Here is an 18,805-nt window from a genome sequence, read left to right as displayed (position 1 = left end):
GCGGGCGGCACGGACATTTTCCATGCATGCGTCGCGCGCAGGACGCACCCATGCATGCACGGAGGACGCCGGGGAGATCAATACACGTTGGTGGACTCTTCCTTCACGGAGGGACGTTGCAGGAAGTCGGCGCTGAACTCCAGCCGCGCCCACGCCATGCCGGATTTGACGGCCTCGGTCGTGACCTTGAAGGTATAGGAGCCCTTCGGCTTGATCTGCACGCCCTTCGCAATGATGTCCTGCCCGTCGATGGCTGCGCCGGATTTTTTGGTCACCTCCAGCGGACGCAGTTCTCCGGTCAGCTTGAGAAGCACATCGCCGGTGATCGCGGTCATCGGGCTCTGGTTGGTGATGCGAACCGTATAGACGACGTTTTTGCCGACCCGCACGGGATCGACGTCCTCCATCAGCTCGGTGAGCACGCCGGGGGCGCCTTCCCACACCGTGGTGGCGGAGGCTTTCGCCTGCTTGCCGGTGACAAGCGTCGCCACGGCCTCGGCGGTCGAGGTGTAGATTTTCTGGCCGGAGAGCCGCACGGTGCGGGAGGCGCTTTCGCCCTGCGCGAGGCGCGGAATCGTCCAGGTGACCGTGTCGCGGTGGAACTGGCCGCCGTCCGACGCCTCGACGAAACGCAGTCCGTCCACGACCTCGTCGGCCAGCCGGATGTTCTCCAGCACGGTGTCGCCGTCGTTGTGCACGGTGATGGTGTAGCCGGCCTCGGTAAACGTGTAGGCGCGCGCCGGGCCGCTCTTGGCAATGGAGACCTTGGATTCGACGATCGAGACGTGAGCGGTGGCGTTGGCCTGGATCGCCTGCTCGAAAAAGACGTTGGCGTGGTTGTCCCACTCGCCCTTGACGGCGGCCTTCACCGGCACGTCGAAGACGCGCCGCTCGCCGGCCGCCAGCCGGTCGATGTGGAAGTTGACGACGTTGCCGCTGCGGTCGGCGCCGTAAAGGCCGGCGGGCAGCGTGTCGGAGACGCGGACGTTTTCCGCCGCCGCCGTGCCGACGTTGCTCACGACGAGCTGGAAGTTGATGTCGCTGCCGAGCTCGGCGGCCGAGGGGCCGGTCTTTTCGAGTTGCAGCTTGGGCCGGCCCGCAAAAAGCGGCAGCGCGACGACGGGCACGACGGCCACCTTGGTATTGGTGACAAACCATCCGCCGTCCGCCGGGCGCACACGGAGGCGCACCTCGCGGGAGGTGTTGCGCTGCATGCCCTCCCACGCCCAGAGATAGGCGCCGTTCACGACCTCGGCCGGCGCCGGTTCCGCGCCGATGTATTCGAGCCCGGGCGGGAGGATCTCCAGCAGGCGCACCTGCTCGATGTCGTCGCGCGCATCCACGCGGATGCTGTAAACCGCCTCCTCCCCCACCCTGCCCGACGAGGAGACAATCTGCTTTTCCACCCGATAGAGATCGGAGCTGAAGCGCGGCGCGGCGGCGGCGGGCGGCGGCGGGATGCCGGGGGTCGGCGGCACGGGCGGCGCCACGCCATCGGCGGGCAACCGGACAAATGGCGCGGCCAGCAAGGCCGCGGCGAGAAACCACGTGCGGAATCGGACGGAGGGATTTTGCATCATAAAAAAATTACCGATGGGCGGACACGAACCTCGGGACACACGGGCGCGTCAACGTTTTCGCCTGGTGGCGATGCGCCAGGCGAGCCATTGCGCGACCCAGAGGTTGTAGAAAAACATTCCGAGCCAGAAGACGATCGAGACCACGCCGGGCATGGTCACCTCCTTGTGGAACACGACGGTGAAACCGACCATGATCAGCGAAATCAACGCGAGGAAAAACGTGGCGCGCACCTCGCGCCAGTAGAGGTTTTTCCAGCGCCGGTGCGGGCTCGCGCCAAACGGGGCGGTGGTCGCGCTGCCCTGCGGATGGGCCGGATGGGAGCGTTTGAAATGCCCCCATTGCAGCCATACGGCGGCTACGGCCACGACCAGCCCGACGAACAGAAGGGCGAGATCGATCACCCGCGAGTCGATCAAGGGAGCGGCCGGCTCCTTGATCGCCGCCAGAAGATACAGCACCTTCTCATTCATCATGGAACATAAATCCGCTCGATTTGTTGCGACTGCTGTCCAGCCTATTGCTGGACTCGGATTCCACCCGGTATCTCGTTTCCGCGCCACCACCGGTACCGGGGCCATCGCCCTCTTCGATAACCCGGCTCGAGGCGATGGTGATTTCGCCATTCAGGCGCACCCGTTTGCCATACTGCCTGGGAGCATCGTCCGAAGGATCATACTTGATGACAAGGCGACGATTATGACCCGGAACAATATAATTGCCATCGGCGTCCCGGGCATACTCCCGATAATGGCTGTGTGTTGCATCATCGGATGCACCAGTGAACGTGCCCGGCGTCACCACGGCAAACTCCATGAAAACACTGGAGGCGCCACCCAACATGATACCGTAGGTATTGATGCTCCAGCCATCATCAGTGACATTCTTGTCGTCAAGACGGTAGCCTGGATTCACCGTGAGCCAGACCATGACCTCATCGCCTATGTTATACTGATCACCCATCGTGATTGTGGCACCTTCAGTGGAAACCACTCCGTCATCCGGCTTCCCTGCTATTGTCGTCCTAGTTTGAAGCAACGCGCCGATTGGCCTGATGTCCACGGTAATCATCAAATCCCCGCTCGACACTGTGACCGACGCGGTTGAGCCAGAACCATCGGACTCGGTGACCGGATCGGCAGCATGTATGCCGAGCCCGTGCCAGCCATCAATAATAAACGGCACCGCCCGACCTGAATCGTCACGCTGGATGACACAACGGGCCACCACGGTCGCTCCTTCCCTAAATATTTTGGTAATGGGGCCATCCACCCTGTTGTGCGTCGCGCCTCCCATCGTGATCCTAGCCTGATCGCACGGGGCTCCAATAAAGTTCATCTTAAACGTAACGTGATGCAGCGTTGGCACCGGGTCAAAGTGGGCGACAGCGGTGATCGTCCTGTCCCTCACCCGCACGACCACGCTCTTGGGATTGCTGTCATCCACAATCTCGCCGAGATTGTCCCAGTTGGTGAACATCCAGTCTCCATTGGCCTCAGTCGCAATGAAACGCAATTTGGTTCCGGCGGGATACACGACCTGCCCAGCATCATTTATATATGAGGTTCCCTCCTCGATAAAGATTTGGGCAGAGCCTGCATGCGCCGGACTTGCGACGGCAGTCGCCGCATAGGCATCGAGCGCAAAGACGGCGGTCACCTCCTTGGGACCATCGCCTGTGTATACCCTGCATACGTAATCACCATTTTCCAGCCTCCCGTAAGCGAAGCTGTCATCACCCTCCCACCTGTAAAACGAGTGATGCTGATCCGGCCTGACCGTGATTTCCCATACTTCCCCGTAATCAGGATCCGAAATCTTCACTTTGCTTACGAGCTGGCCTCCGACGACATATACGGTAACGCCATATCCTTCGCCGTCGGGTTCAAATTGCGCCAGAACAAGCTGGGAACGTTTGACCACGAGCTTGGCCGCATTGGTGCCGATGGGGGTCAAGTCCTCTCCGCTGGTGATCCATTGGACAAAATGATACCCTGGTGCCGGTGTGGCAGTAAGCGTGATTTCTTCGTCATAGTAATAACGTCCATCTACGTTCAATCCTGACACCGTGCCGGTGCCGAGAACCTGCGGACGGGCGGTGATCTCGTAGATCGCACGTTCGAAATTGGCCGTCACGGTCTTGGGGCCATCAATACTCACCAGTGCGCCCGCACTGGCAGCGGATGCGTCGCCGGACCAACCGGCAAACACATATCCGGGCTCCGTGACGGCGGCAGCCAACACCACATCGGTGTTTTCCCGGCGAGAAATTGTCCGGGTATGGGTGACCAGCGTGCTCTCCCCCGAAGCGGAGACTGTTCCCTTGCCCGCCGGGGAAACATTGATGGTCAGATTATGAAACACCAGCGAACCAAATAATGCCGTGACCACGCGGTCCTGAATCATCTCGACCGTCGTTTCGGGCGATGTCACGGAGGACACATCCCCCACCCATTCAAGGAATGGGAGCGAACCGGTGGCCGTGGCCCTGACGGTGACAGTCGTGCCTTGGTCGAATTCGTAGACGCCCGGGCTCACGTCAACCTTGGAGGCGTTGCTGGCGCCGACCACCGCCACCGTGCCGGCAGAGGCGGGACTGGCCGAAAGGGTCAGCCGATACACCGGCTTGAACACCGCATAGAGGGTGGTGCCATTCGTGATCGTGAAAGTATATTTCATATCCGCCGTCGCGGCGACATCGACCATGTGCGAGGGATCGTTGTCGGTATCCCAGCCCAGGAAGCGATAGCCGGAGTAAACGGAAGTGACCTTGGCGGTCACCACGGTGCCGTCGTTGTATTTGTTCCCCCCGGACACGGGCGTGGGCGAAAGACTGATGCTGCCAGCGTCAACCTCCATGCCGGACGCCTGATTCCACTGCCTGACGGTCACTTGGTGGGTCTGTTTGCGGAAGCACGGGGTGAGCACGATGTCCTCGCCCGCGTTGGTGGCGTTGATGGCGAGGGTGAGCCTGTCCGTGAGGATATCCACGTTTGCGCCCGTGCCGGGGAGTCCGCGCCATTCGGCGAACTCATACCCGGCGGCGGGAGCCGGCGTGACGACGAGGGTGCCGCCCACGTCCACGCGGTATTCGCCGGGCGCAACCACGACACTGCCTCCGCCGGGCTCGCCGCCGGCATGGATCGTGATGTCGATCGGGTCGGCAACCACAATCCGGGCCTGCCGCAGCAAGTGCGCGACCCAGACGACGTTGCTGTCGCAATTCCAGACACGGGTTGGGTTGGGCAGGCTGCTGTTGCCGTCCCAGTTGTCGAAGCGGTAGCGCTCGCCGGGTTCGTCCTTGGGCGTGACCGTGACCATCATCGCCGGCGATCCATACAGGCGCGAGGTCGTGTCGGTCACGAGGAAGTCATGGTAACCCGACGGCGGTTGCGTGCCCGTGACGGAGGTCACGCCGGCAACCGGCTGGGCGGTCACCTTGATGGAGTAGTTCTTTTCCGTGAACAGCGCCGTGATGTCCACGCTGTCGCCGGCCGTGAAGGTGAGCGCCGCGTTGTCGTCGGCGGTCGCGTCCGCGGGCTTGGCGGGGCTGAAGGTCCAGCGGTCGAAGTCGTAGTGCTCGGCGGGGTTCGCGCTGATGGAGATGGGGTCGCCCTCGGCGAACACGTAATAGTCGCCCTCCTTCTTGCGCGCGCCTTCGACTGTCACCGTGCCGCGGGCGTTGTCGTTGTCGATCTTGATATAGACCGCCTTGACAAAGGTCGCGGTCAGCGAACGGTCGGCGTTCATGGTCACCGTTCGCTCGCGGTCGATGGTGTTGTTCTCCCATTTCTGGAAGATCGTCGCGGCGGTGTCCGCCACGCCGAGTTTGAGCACTTCATTGCGGGCATGGACGCTGGGGTTTCCGCTCCGGGTTCCGGAAATGACGGTGATCGAGCCGCTGGTGTCATTGGGCAGGACCGTCGTTTCCAGCAGATAATGGCTGCGCTGGAACCAAGCTGTGACCGTGCGGTTTCCATCCACCTTGAATGTGAGCGGCATGGCGGTGGAGGGATTCGGGACGCCGCCGGTCCATTCGAGGAAGGCATAATGCAAGGCCGGGCTGGTCGCGAGGCTGATGTCAGTGCCATAGGGCAGCGTGACGCTGTTGCCCTCGGCGAGCAGGTCGCGCGTAACATCGGAGCCGAAGCCCGAGGCATGGGTGGCGGTCAGGGTCGCGGCCATGGGCGGGTTGAGCCCCGGAGGCGCCATGTCATGGGAGGCGTGATTGACCGTGATGGTGTAGTTTTTGGGTTCATACACGGCCTTGGCGGTGATCGGGGCGCCGACCGTGAGCGTCATGGCCGGGCTCGTGTCCGGCGCCTGCGGCACGCCGTCGATGGCGATTTCCCAATGCTTGAAGGTGAAGTGCGCGCCCGGCGTCGCCGTGAAGTTCAGGACGGCGCCCGTGCGGTATTTCTTGGCGCCGGTGGCGGTGCCGTTGGCCGTGACCGTGAGCGAGGGCGCGGTGGCGTAGGTGGAGCTGCTCATCCTCGCGGAGCTTTCCTCGGCGAAGGGCGCGGGATCGACGCTCAGCGTGACCTCGTGCAGGCGGTTGTAATTGGCCGTCGCGATGGTGTTGCCCAGCAGGCTGAGCGTCTGGGAGGAGCCGGCCGCGGTGCGCGTGCCGTTGTCATCCTCGATGGTCCAGTCGATGAAGTCATAGTCGCCGTCAACGCCGGCGGCGACGGTGACGGTGGAGGTATCGACCAGTTGCTTGCCGCCGAGCGTGTGGTGGACTCCCGCCGTCGGCGTCGTCAGGTGCGCATACGAGGAGCCCATCAGCTCCGCCGGGGTGAGCCGCATGGTGAGCGTGACCATGCGCTCGAAGTGCGCGGTCGCGGTTTTTTCAGCCTCCACGTTGATCGTGGTCTCGGGCGCGAAGCGGTCGGCGGGGATCGAGAGACCGGAGGGCGAAACCGTCCATCCGACATGGGGCGCCAACGCATAGCCCGCGTCGGGAATCGCGGTGATGGTGTGCACCTTGCTGTAGAAGGAGGAGGCCGTGACGAACAGGTCGCCGCCGGCGGGCTTGCCGTCGATCATGACCTTGCCGTGCTTGGCGCCGTCGAGGCTGTCGGCGACATCGGCATGGAAGTCGAATTTTTTGTAGCCAAACACCGCCGTGACCCTGACCGGGTACTCCACCGTGACGTTGAGCGTGTGCTGGGACGAGTCGGTCACGATGACTTCCTCCGTGTCGGCGGGATCGAAGGTCGTGCCGCCGTCGGCCTTGGCCCGCTCGATGATCCATTTCTCCAGGACATGGAACTGCGCCGCGTCGGGCGTGGCCTTGAGCTGGATGCCGCCCATGTAATCATAGGTGGAGGACAGGGTCGAAGTCCCCTTGTCGAGGGTGCCGACATACATGAAGTCAACCTTGTCGTTGAAATTATTGCCGAAGCCGGAGGCGGCCTCGTCGCTCACCTTCAGCACCGCCGTGGCTTGCATCCTGCGGATGTAAACCGGCGTGACGTCGATATCTTCCTCGACTTTCCGGGGCCAGCCTGACGGCCAGGAGGCCCAACTGAACCCGGACTGGGTGAAGGCAATCGTCGTGGTGCCGTCGAGGCTCCAGCCCGCGGCGCGGTAATTCGCGGGCGTGCTGGCAAAGTTGAGCACCGGCGGCGTGCCGCCATGCACGCGCATGGCTTGCTTCACGTAGGGCGCGGGCGCGGGCGAGACATCCTTGGCGTAGAATATGTCCGCCGGGACCCCCGTGTTCGCATAGCGGAGGAAGGTGAAGCCGCCCGGATTCGCGACCTCCGGCGTGGTCGTCCATGTCTCCGGCTGGATGAAGACGGGCCTGGTCATGCTGATCTTGCCCCACAGCAGGCTCACATAGGCGGTGACGCGCTCCGACTCCCCGGTCTCGCCGGATTGTATGCCGTAGGAATTGCCCGCCGGGGACTGGCCTCTCCTTCCCCAGCCTCCGTCTCCCCAACCCCAGCCCGACCCGCCCGCCGGACTGGCCGTCGGGCCGCCGAAGGGAGACGCGGCGGCCCCGCGCGCGGCGGCTCGCGGCGCGGGAGACGAGCCCTCCAAGGAAAAGTCGGCGGAGTCGCCGGTCACTTCCCCGATCACATTGCCCCAAGGCCTTTCAAACGTCCATTTATAGATGCTATACGGGCCGGACGTGAATTCATCGTCGGCGCTGAAGGTCTCGGTATGCGGACTGGACATGATGGCGCGTTTTTCGCGGATGGAGCGATTCACAAACAGCAACGGGCTGCCGGTGAAGGGATCCAGCGTGCTCCCGTTGATGTTGCCCACCAGATCATTGAAACCCGAGACTTCCTTGAAATCGTTCGCGTAATCCGGATCGAGCTCCACGGGAGTGCCGTCCTCATGGGCGGCCAGTTCCAGCCTGAGCGTGAGACTGTAGGCGCCCGGCAGCGCATAAACGGCGGTGTAATAGAGCGACCCTCCTGTTATTTCCGCAGAGCGCGGGTGCCTGATATAGGTGTTGTTTTCGTAGAGATCACGCAGGTAAGAGCCCGCCGCGGACACGTCATGGTTGTAGCGTTCGGGCTTCCAGCGGAGGAATCCGTAGGTCTGGCCATCGGGGTGCTCGGCGGTGGCGGAGGAATTATGGTCATTTTCCATCCCCGACGCCGTGGAATCGGCACGGATGGGGATGTTCGTATAGAGATCGATCGTGCTCACCGCGACATAAGCGATGCACACGGGGCGGGTCTCCCCGTCCGCGAACGTCATGGTGGTGTAGGTGCGGCTCGACGCGCCGGGCGCGTCCACGTGGTGGATGTCCACATTGGCCACCGGCTCGGTGAACAGGAACAGCGTCCGGAGGCTCCCGCCTGCCCCGAAATAGGCCGTGATCTCCGTCACGCCCGCGGTCAGGGCGCCGGGCGACCAAGGGTTGGCGGTTATCGCCGTCTCACCCGGCCTGAGTTCGGTGTAAGACCCGCCCCTGATCCAGCGGGAGAAATAGTAGTCGGGATTGGTGGAGGTAGCCTGAAGCGTGGGGGCCTGACCGTAAAACACCTCATAGACCCGCGGCTCGGCGCCCTCGCCGGAAACGAGCTTCGCATTCGTCACGGCCTCGGCTTTCACGCCGTCAACGCCGCCCGGGATGGTGTAAACCTTGAGTTGCACGCGGACGCGCTCGAACACGGCGGTGTAGGTCTTGGCCGAGTCCATGTGCACCACGAGATTCGGGCCGCCGGACGGGGTGTCACCCTCGTTCTGAATCCAGCCGACAAACCGGTAGGAAGGGCTGTTGGTGTAGGCCCGGATTTCGATATCCTCTCCGTCCGGTATCGTGCGTAGCGAATAGTTTATGACCTGCGGGCCCGACTGCCAGATGCCGGCGCTGTTTCCGCCGCCGGAGGAAACGGCGGTGCGGCTGCCAGCCACGGTGGTGAACTGCACCGCCTGGGAGGCATTGGCCTCGCTCTCGTATTTCACGCGGACCTCCAGCTTGTGGCCGGCGACGTAGTTGGCGGTGAGCGCCTTTTCCCGGACGTCCAGCGTGACGCTGGTGCTGGTGCTGTCCGGGTTCTGCGGCCCGGCGCCGCCGACGGTGGTCCAGCCGGTGAAGGCATAGAAGTCCATGGTGTCGGACCGGAGGTCGGTGCGCACCGTGGGGATGACCTTGCCGACATAATAATCACGCTCCGAGTCGGCGCCCGACGGGTGCGCGCCCACCGAGGGCGTGGTCGTGCCGATGCCCTCCGGCGAAATCGCCATCGTCAGCCGCGCCTTGGTCCGGTAGTGGGCGGTGACCGTCTTGGTCGCGAGCAGGGGATTGAGCTCGCGAGTCGCGACGTCGCCTTCCTCCCACGCCATGAACACATAGGTGTCCTGAAGCGCGAGCGGCACGGAGGCGTCCAGCGTCGCATGGTCGCCGATGTAGTATAATTTCTCATCGCCGTGCGCGAGCGTCGTCCCCGTCCCGGCGCCGGGCACCGTGGAGCCGTTGGCGAAGATGCCGAGTCCCGATGCTTTGCCCGTGTCCGGCACGTCGTCCACGACGATTTGCGCGATGATTTTGATCTCCCTGCCCGCCTGGGTGAAATTCGCCGTCAGGATGTGCGGGCCGGTGACCACCAGCGAGGCCACACTGGAAGTCGAACCGTTCACCGGCTGCCCGGTCGTGTCCAATGCCGCGGCGTCGGCGATCCACCTGACAAAGCTGAAGCCATAGTCCACGTTGGGGGCGGCCTCGACCGAGTTGATGCGTTCGCCGTGGTAGGCCGTGTAGGTGGCGAACGTGGTGCCGGCGGACGGTTTGCTGACCCAGCCGCCGATCCTGTCAATGCGGGGCGTGACCTCAAAGGTGATGGTGTATTCCTTCGCGAACACGGCCGTGATGGTCAGGTCGCTCCGGATGGCGCCCGAGTGGCGCGGCGACGCGACGGTCGAGGGAGGATTGCCGCTGCCGTCGTCGATGCGCCATCCGATGAACCGGTATCCCGCCGCCGCCGCCGCGGTCATGCCGTAGGGATCGTTGTAATAATAGGTGTAGGTGTCGCCCGACTCGGCCCGCGGCAGCAACGGCGAGGTGGAGCGGTCCAGCGTAACCGTGCCGCCCGTGCCGCCGCCTTGGGTGTCAACATTGAGCGTGAGGCGGTGGACGCCCGTATAGTGGGCGATCACGGTCTGCGGCCCGAGCATCTCCACATAGCCGGGATTGCTGCGGGTGTCCACGGAGCCCGCGCCGCCCGGCGCGGTCTTGATCGGGGAGTAGCCCGCCGCCGTCTCCCAGCGGTCAAATATATACGCGCCGCCGGGCGGGACGATGGCGGTGACCTTGGCGTTGTTGCCGTAGTAGTAAGTTTTGCTTTCGCCGGATGCGAGCTGGGTGCCGTCGGCGTCAACCTTCAGGGACGAGGGCACGGAGCCCGAGCCTCCGTTCAGGCGTATCTGCACCTCGAGGTCGTTCGGTCTCGGCTCGAACTCGGCGATGGCCTCGCAGTCGGAATACATCGCGATGGCGTTCACCGCGGTGGTGGCGGAGGCGCTGAGCGTCGCCGAGCCCGTGACGATCCACTGGACAAACCGCATGCCGGTGCCGGGCTCGGCCTTCAGCGTGCGGGCGCGCCCGTAGCCATACTCGTCCGTGTAGGGCAGCGACTCCGGGGGAACCGGCACGGTTTCGATAGAGACGCGCCCGGAGTTCCTGTCCGGAATGACGTCCACCGTGAGCTTCTGCATGCGCTCGTAAAATGCGTTGACCGTGCTTTCCGGCAGGCTGGTGTTGGGATTGAGCACGCGGTTGGTGGTGCGCTCGCCCTCGGCCAGGACGCCGTCGCCGTCCCGGTCCCAGCCGGCGAAGCGATAAGTGTCCGCGCCGATCTTCTTTTCCTCCTGCGCGGTGAGCGTGACAGTGTCGCCCCGGCCGAGCGCCAGGGAAACCGTGGCGCCCGACCCCATGGCAAGCGTCTCGCCGGTGGTGGTGTTTGTCCCCGACACCATCTCGCCGAGCGTCAGGCCGGTCGCCCCCGCGGGGATGGTCTTGAGCCCGACGTTGAGCACGATCTTGCTCTTGTAGCGCGCGGTCACGCTGCCGTCGGCGCGGACCTCCAGCGTGGTGGACGGGCTGGCGAGATCGACGATACTGTTCGGCTGGCCCTTCGACTCGCCGGTCACGCTCCAGCCGCGGAAAATCACGTCGTCCGCAGGGGCGCCGAGAGGCCCGCCAAGAGCCACGGGAGCCCCTGCGCTCCTGAGGCCGCCGGCCGCCCGAGGCGCGCCGGAAGGAGCGGGCGCGGGACTGCCGCCGCCACCGCCGCTGCTGCTGGTCACGAGCGAGCGGCCGGAGCCTGAATACTGGAGCTTGTTGTCCGGCGTGCCGGTCCCGACCACGAGCGGGGCGTTGTCATACTTGACCGTGATGCCGCGGGCGCTGGCGACCGACCCGGACAGCAAGGCACCGTCCAACTCCACGCCCGCCTGGATATCGCGCTCGTCGGTGTAGCAGGCGAAAAATTTGAGGGAGCCGGAGGCGGCCGGAATGGTATAATTATAAACCATCGAGGTCGAGGTCGTTTCCGTCCAGACCCCGGAGACCTCATTCTGAATCCGCCAGCGGACGAAACGGTAGGTGTTGCCATTCGGGTAATCGAGCACCTTCGTGGCGCTCAAACTGATGGAACTGTCCGCTTGGAACCAGAAGGACTCAGAGGCGGGCGGCACCATGCTGACCAGATTCTGGCTGTTCCCGTGGCGGACATAGGAGTCGCCCTTGATGTTATGCCTGTCATTGACGTTGATGCCGGTGATGTCCTCCTCGGAATCCGGCTGTGAGGCCGTGACCCTTTTCACCCACATCTGGGCGCTGACGCCCCGCTCGAAATTCGCGGTGACCGTGGTGTCTTCCGTCACCGTGAACTGATGCCTGAGTTTTCCGCCGTCGGGAGCCCCGCCGACGGTCGCGGTCGTGCTGGAGGTGGCGATGGTGAAACCGGTAAAATGCCAGCCGGGACTCGTTTTCTCCGCGTAGATGGTCGCGGTGTCATTGGCGTTATAGTCCTGCTGGGTTCTGCCGTCCGACTCCACATAAGCCCGTCCCACCGCGCCGGCGGGCGCCACGGCGATTGTCACCTTGGGTCTGGCGGCAAACACGGCCTTGATGCTCCGGTCCGCGTTCATGTTAACATTGAACGACGGATGCGTGGTGTTGTTGATATCGGGCCAGTCGGACTCCCACCGGAGGAACACCCACCTGTCCGACTCGGGGCCGCCGCCCGTCTTCACCGCCTCGACGAGCACCGAGCCCGTCGAGGATTGCGTGGTTTCCGACACCCGCCCGGATTGCACCGCGCCGGACACCTTCACGCGGGCGCCGGCATCGAAGGCGGCCTGCGGCCACACTTCCATCCGCAGTGCCGAGGCGGTGCGCCTGAATCTGGCCGTGACCGTCTTGTCGCCGGTCAGGGAAATGGAGGTCGTGCCGGAAGCCCCCAGGCTTTCCGAGGAGGTCCAGCCGTCAAAAGCATGGTTTGCCGCCGGGACCGCCTCCAGCCGCACCATGGTGTCCCGCGCGAAGTTTTCCGCCTCGGTCGTCCCCGCCGCCACGTTCATGGATTTTGTAATCACCGGATTATCCGCCGGGGGAAGGCTGGTGTCGGAATAGGTGTTATACGATCCGCTCGCGACCACGCCGCCGCCCGAGCCAGAGGTCACGGTCAGCGTCTGCAAGTCGGAGCGTTTTTTGAATGTGGCGGTGATCGATGTCGAAGCTTTCTTGTGAATAAACTCGGCGGTGTTTCCGCTCACGCTTTCAAGCGAAAGCGAAGTGGGCAGCAGATTGAATTTATGGAAATCATACCCCGGGTTCGCACTCGCGACTAAGGAGATGCGGCTGTTAAACGGGAACTGGCGCGTGGGCGTTCCCCCGGTGGAAACCGACAAGGTGCCGCTTTGTGCCGTGAGCACTCCCCCGGCGGCGGGATCTACTTTGACAGTAAAAGAAAGGGGCCTCGGCTGGAACAGAGCCCTCACCGATTGAGGCGTGCCGGCAAAAGTGGCGACTGTCATCGCATTGGCACCCGAGATGCCTTCCCATCCGGTAAATTCGTATTCACTGGTGTTATACACATTGGCCCTCAAATCCAATGGCTGTCCGATCTCCCCGGTAAAAGTGTCGTTGCTGCCGCCGGCAATCGTGCCTCCTCTCACCACCACATACCCCCCGGATGCCGCGCCAACGGTGATGGCACCGAGGGGGCCGCTGTAGATTTTCCTGAACTCAGCCTCGACTACCCATCCGGCGCCTTCAGGGGAGCCAAGGGTGACCTGCACTTCCTGTGCCGTCGATGAGCTCGCCCCGCCAAGGAAAGCCAACTCTCCCGAAATCTTGTTCCATCTTACAAACTCATAATCCGCCGGACAGCCGGTCACCTTCAAGGTGGCGCTGTCGCCTGACACGTATCTGGACACCCCAACCACTTCAGCCGTGCGTCCGCCCCCAGACGGGTTCACTGTCACCGAAAGCGAATAGGTACGGACTGAAAAATGCCCGGTAATTTCCCCATCGCCATAGATCATCGCGGTGCCGCCCTGCAACTGCGAGGGCAGGGTAATCAAAGGGGTGTTTGCCGTCCATCCGTCAAATTGATATCCGGGGCTCATCGAGCCGTTCAGGCGAATAAGCGCAAAAGGAGATCCTCGCAACGAAGCCAGCGCAGCAGCATCCAACGCCACACCACTTTCAGATTCCGCCGATACCGCGCCCCCGGCGGTTGGAGAGGCCTTCAGGGTGACGCTTTTCTCAACTGCATTGGATGCAAATACCGCGACGATCTCTTGGTCCCCATCCGCCTCGCTCATCGTAATGGTGATGGAATTATCCGTGCTTTTTTGTTTGGCGCCGACCAGGAGACCCCCGCCGATCTTGTGCTCCCACCACAGGAATCGCCCGGTGAGTGTGTCGGGAACGCTTGCCGTGAGTGTCACGGAAGTGCCGTTCGCCAGTGATGCCGGGGAATCCAGCACGCAACTGGGAGTCGAGACCACGAGCCCGCCGATCCCGGCTTGATCGCTCTTCCTGACGGTCAGATACGAGTTTACTGGTCCGGCATGCAACGCTGCGGATGCCAAAATGAAAACAAATATCCTGACGACAAATTTGGGAGTCATGGCTAGTTTGGATCTGTTAATCATGGGCATTCTTTCTCAGGGGATTGCCCGGAAGCGGGCTATGACCACCACCGCTTTCCCGACTTCTGACGGGGTCACGGTGGTTTGCTCACCAGATTTGGTCGATACAGCTCCCTCCCAACCGTCAAAGACATAGCCCGGCATCGCCTCTGCCTTCAAAATGGCGGGGACATAACATGGGCGGACGCCCAAGTCGCCCGACACCTTACCCGCGGCTTCAGGCACAATTTTCGCACGAATCAAGGCTTTCTGATAAATAAACATTGCTTTTACATTTATGTCCTGATTAACGAGAATTTCCGTCTCGGTGGAACCCGGGTTGCTCACCGCCCCCTGCCAGCCGTTGAAGACAAATCCGCGCGCGGGCTTGGCTGTCAGTTTGACCACCGTGCCGGGCTCATGGACACCGCTCGCCGTCACCTCGCCGCCCAAAGCCGGCTCCGCGATCACCGTGAGGGTGCAATTGTCCACCATGCGTTTGAAATGAGCTTTGAGTTTCACCGGGCCAGTCAACGGATTCGCGAGCGTCGTGTCGGCCGCATAGGCATCGGCAACCGGACCATCCCAGTGGGAAAACACATACCCCTGCCCCTGCGCTGGCACGGCATGTACGGGCGCAGTCACGCCATACGGGAACCAGCCTCCGCCCTCGACCTGCCCCGCATACACTGGCTCGCATGTTATGTTCAGCCTATAGCGCTGGGGCTCAAATACCGCCGTAATTGGAAAGGAGTTTGCCGTTGTCATGGTCCGGGTGCGCGACAGCGACGGCTGCGTCACTTTCCCCTCCCAGCGCACGAAACGATAATGTGGAGCCGGAATGGCGAAGATTTCCACAATTTCGCAGATCTTGTAACTACCCCCGCCCAAGGCACTTCCTCCTGTATCCGGATGGGCCAACAAAGCCACCATCCCCATCTGTGCCCCCCGTTGCTCTGCAGGCTGTGCCCCAAGAATTCCCCATAAGCATCCTCCCATCATCAGACTCAAAACGGGCTGAACGAAACGATGCCTGGAATCTTGCCAGAAATATCTCATGACAGAGGAAAAAAGAATTAAGATTCAAAAACGCAATATCCTATTTTAAGATTTTTGCATTTACTGCATTGATTACGGTTCTCCTCCACCAGCGCCACCTCCCCCTGCATCTGGAAGTCTAACCTGCTGGCCGAACACGGTCACCTCTTCGTTCAGCAAAAACGAGTAAATCAGCCCCTCGCTGGAATAGTCATCAAAAAAATCATCGCTAAACGCCACACGATAGACTCGAACCCGTCGTCCGGCCAAAATCCCCACACGATGGCCTAGTCCGGGATCCTCCTCCGCCGTTGAAATAACCGCGCCCGGCCTAACAATGTAGCTCCGCCCCGCCACGATAGTGCGGGCTGCGTCCACCGCCGGCCCCCGGCCATCCTGCATGTTCGCGTAAACTTTTATGATCTCATTGCCAGTCCGATTGTTTACCGAGATCCTGTAACGTGGCTGCACGATGCGCTCGCACGCGACCCGCTCGAAAAAAGTCTGCCCGCGCTGGGCGCGCCCTCTCCATGCGGCCCAAGTGGCGTCACCAACGCCCAGATTGATTTCACCGGCCCCCCATTTGTGATCATATATGGAATTGAACCATGCATCATAATCACCGCCATAGCCGGTGGCCGGATCGGGCAGGGCAAACGTGGCGCCATGGGGAAACATGAATGAAAGCAGGATATAGCGCTGCTGGTTGTCCTCAATCGGCCCCCTGAGCAAAACGCGCCGCCCCCTCCAGGCATTGGTCTTGATGCCATATATATCGGAACCTTCCGCCTCCGAAAGACCGCGCTGCCCCCGCAGCCATGCCAGCTTCGCGAACCAAGCATTGTTGTCAACAGGCGCATAGGTATGGTCGTCGAACAGTGTCGTGAACATCGCATCGGCTCCGTCCGCCGCATGTCGCGAAACCTCGCCTGGAAGCGCCGAGATATTGAACTGCAACTCTTCCTGCATGAAGGATGCCCGTATCTCGTCGGCGATCATCGCCAGCCTTTTGGCCTCCGCTCGTTTTCGCGAATTGTCGATAATCGTCAGTACTGGCATTATCGATATGCCGGCAAAGATTGCGATGATCGTCATCACCGCGATCACCTCCACCAGAGTGAAAGCCTTTGATATGCCGGAATGGAGTCTGGATCGAAGTTTCATGGGTCTCGTCTTTATTTGGAAAGGGCCTCCAGCATGAGCATCATCGGCGAAAGCAGCGCATAGGCGAGGATGCCCACCGTGATCACCAACCCGATCAGCATGCATGGTTCGAATAGTTTCAGGGTCCGCTCGATCTTTTCCCTCGCTTTCCGGCTGTGGTAATCCGAGAGCTTCCGAAGCGAGTCATCCAGTTTCCCGTTCTCCTCGCCTATGCGGATGGTAAGGACGACCATGGTCGGAAATATCTTCGCCTCTTTCAGCCCCTCGGCGATCGTTTTTCCCTGCTCCACGGCCTCCCTGACCATGGCCAGACCGCGATTATATACCGCATTTCCCGCGATGCGCGAACAGATCGCCAGCCCTTGGACAATGGGGATTTCGGACTCATAGAGGGCTCCCATGTTGGTCGCAAAACGGGCGATGCACACGTCCCGGGTAATCGGCCCGATAATGGCCGCCTTGGCCAGAAACCAGTCGATCATCGGCCGCACCAGCTTGGAACGAAACGCCATGGTCAGGAAAAACGGCGAGACCGCTGTCAATATTCCCAAAACAATTATATTTCCTTTTACAAAATTTGAAATGGCCAGCACGATCATGGTCGCCCGCGGCAGAACGATTTCAAGCTCCAGATACACCTTCATCAGCTGGGGTACTGTGAATCCAAAGATGACAAAAATGAATGCAATCATGGCCATGACTATCATGGCAGGATACATGCATGCGCTGACAATGGTCGCTTTCAGCTGGTCCGCATTCTGAAAATACTCCACCAGGCGGCGGAAAGCCTGCGCGAGCCTGCCCGTGCTTTCACCCACCGCGACCATTTGCTGGATGTAATCGGGAAAGATGCGCGGGAACTGCCCGCAGGCCTCGGCCACGCGCCCCGAGGAGTTGATCTGGTCGGAAATGTGCGAGACGACAAAACGCGGCTTTCCCCGAGGAAACTCGTCCACGAGATTGCGGAAGGCGTCATCGATGTTGATGTTCACCTCGAGCTGGATCTGGATCTGGTCGAGGATGGAAATGAGGTCGGCCGCCTTCAGCTTGGTCTTGTAGCTGCGGTGCCGGCTTTCCTCGACCTTGATCGAGAGCGGCCAGCACTGCTTGCGCTGGAGCATGCCCTGCAAATACGCCACGTCGGGGGCATACATCCGCTCCTTGCGGACGCGCCCCTTGCTCGTTGTGTATCTGACCAGATATGCGGGCATCTTAAGAGTTCCTGTCAGGGTGTTGTTTTAGTTAGTTGGAGAATTTGATTCCTCGCTATTTTGAATGGTTGTTTCTCACACAAAGGCACAGAGGCACAAAGAAAGACAGTTATGGAGATTTTGCATAAATTATCAGTTTATTGAAGGGCAGTTTTTCATGACTCCCCCATCCTTTGTGCCTTCGTGCCTTTGTGTGAGAAACATGCTTTTCCACGCATCGGTAATAGCGACGAAGCGGGAATTTTGATTGACCGCAAAATGCTCATAGCGCCGAGAGCGGCACGCTCACCGTCACAGGCTGGCCGCGAGGGACCTCGAAAAGTTTTTCCGCCTGTTCCAGCACCACGGAGTCGCGCAGGATCGTGTAGACGCGGAATCCCTCGACCACGTCGCCGACGGAGCACACGTGCGGGACCGGCTTTCCATTCCCATTTTTCTTTGCCGCGCCGGACGGGGCCGGGGCGCCTTCCGGCGTGCCAGCCGCGCGGATATTGGGCGGGTGGATGATGAGGATGGCCGTGCTGCGCTGGCTATTGATGCCCTCGATTATGCCCCCTACCTCGATCGCGGTCTCCTGCACATCGACCGCCACCTGCACGCGTATCTCGAAGGGGTTGGCCATGTCCTGCTCGGTCAGCCGGGCGATGCTGAAAAGCTGCACACGCCCGCTGGAGGGTCGGAGCAATTCGGAAGGCAGGGACAACTGGGACACTTTCCCCATCACGTCCCCGATGGTCTGCATCTTCGTTTCCGGAGGCTGGTCGGGGGTTTCGAGATTGAACGACTTGACGGCCGCGCGACCGTGGGCGTTGGAGGAGGAGACGGGCCCGTCGCGCGTGATGCCCGGCGCGGCGCGGAGGCCCGCCGCGCAAAGAAACGCGAGAAGCAAATTACGAATGACGAATGAGCAAAGGCGTCGGCATGCGGAGGGGGGGAGGTAACTCGTCATTCGTAATTTGTCATTCGTAGTTTTCATGCCTTTGCCTTTCTTTTTCCCTTGCGGGATGATTTCCGGAGTTTGCCGGCCCGGGCGCGTTTCGGGACACCGGCTTCCCGCACGGGAGCCTGCCGCCCGATGCGGTCGAGCGTGCGCTGCACGGTGCCGACCACATCGATCAGCGCCCGCAGGGTGCGCACGCACTCGGCCAGTTCCTCCTCGGACGCCGGTTGCGCGGGGGCGGGCGGCTGCACGGATGCCGCCACGGCGACGA

Annotated in this window: 8 protein-coding genes; all 8 read right to left on the bottom strand. The window is 61.8% G+C overall.

The window, feature by feature from the left end; translation table 11 throughout:
• Window positions 1-77 precede the first annotated feature (77 nt).
• Complete coding sequence (locus OH491_RS17005; protein WP_068770395.1) at window positions 78-1,580, bottom strand: DUF11 domain-containing protein; 1,503 nt, start codon at window positions 1,578-1,580, stop codon at window positions 78-80.
• Window positions 1,581-1,628: 48 nt separating this feature from the next.
• Complete coding sequence (locus OH491_RS17000) at window positions 1,629-2,054, bottom strand: hypothetical protein (RefSeq protein WP_334319305.1); 426 nt, start codon at window positions 2,052-2,054, stop codon at window positions 1,629-1,631.
• Entirely contained in the window at window positions 2,044-14,181 is a 12,138-nt protein-coding gene (locus tag OH491_RS16995; protein ID WP_145928792.1) for an InlB B-repeat-containing protein, read from the bottom strand. Before OH491_RS16995 ends, OH491_RS17000 begins: the two co-directional genes overlap by 11 nt.
• Window positions 14,182-14,217: 36 nt before the next feature.
• Entirely contained in the window at window positions 14,218-15,240 is a 1,023-nt protein-coding gene (locus OH491_RS16990) for an InlB B-repeat-containing protein (RefSeq protein WP_145928793.1), read from the bottom strand.
• A gap of 72 nt (window positions 15,241-15,312) precedes the next feature.
• Window positions 15,313-16,383: a type II secretion system protein gene (locus OH491_RS16985; RefSeq protein ID WP_334319306.1), complete on the bottom strand. Its 1,071-nt coding sequence runs from the start codon at window positions 16,381-16,383 to the stop codon at window positions 15,313-15,315.
• An 11-nt stretch (window positions 16,384-16,394) separates the two neighbouring features.
• Complete coding sequence (locus OH491_RS16980; RefSeq protein WP_068770399.1) at window positions 16,395-17,594, bottom strand: type II secretion system F family protein; 1,200 nt, start codon at window positions 17,592-17,594, stop codon at window positions 16,395-16,397.
• Between the two features lie 262 nt (window positions 17,595-17,856).
• Complete coding sequence (locus OH491_RS16975) at window positions 17,857-18,483, bottom strand: hypothetical protein (protein ID WP_068770400.1); 627 nt, start codon at window positions 18,481-18,483, stop codon at window positions 17,857-17,859.
• A gap of 83 nt (window positions 18,484-18,566) precedes the next feature.
• A complete protein-coding gene (locus OH491_RS16970) occupies window positions 18,567-18,785 on the bottom strand; it encodes a hypothetical protein (RefSeq protein WP_068770401.1) in 219 nt (72 codons plus the stop codon).
• Window positions 18,786-18,805 lie beyond the last annotated feature (20 nt).

The organism is Termitidicoccus mucosus (genome assembly GCF_038725785.1).
In the GTDB taxonomy this organism is placed as follows: Bacteria; Verrucomicrobiota; Verrucomicrobiia; order Opitutales; family Opitutaceae; genus Termitidicoccus; species Termitidicoccus mucosus.
This window is presented reverse-complemented; position numbering and strand designations above follow the sequence as displayed.